The following is a 281-nucleotide window of genomic DNA, read 5'->3' on the forward strand; positions in this document are numbered from 1 at the left end:
CGCGCGGTGATGTTCACCTCGGCCGGCACGTCGCTGGCGACGGTGGCCGGTGTTCCGGTGGGCGTGATGCTCAGCGAGCTGCTCGACTGGCGAGGCGTGTTCGGGATCGCCGCCGGCGCCACCGCGCTGCTGGCGATCGGCCTGCGCACTCTGCTGCCGTCGGTCCCCGCCGAGAACGCCGCGCGCATCTCGGTGCTCATCGAGACGCTGCGTCGCCCCGGCATCGGACTCGGGGTCGTGGGGCACGTGCTGGTGATCTTCGGGCACGCGCTGGCGTACAC

Annotated in this window: 1 pseudogene; it reads left to right on the top strand. The window is 72.6% G+C overall.

Going from position 1 to position 281, the window contains the following annotated elements:
* Nucleotides 1–281, top strand: a pseudogene (locus tag KI686_RS16660) (hypothetical protein); the annotation flags it as partial.

The organism is Polaribacter sargassicola (assembly GCF_021991835.1).
Taxonomy (GTDB): domain Bacteria; phylum Bacteroidota; class Bacteroidia; order Flavobacteriales; family Flavobacteriaceae; genus Polaribacter; species Polaribacter sargassicola.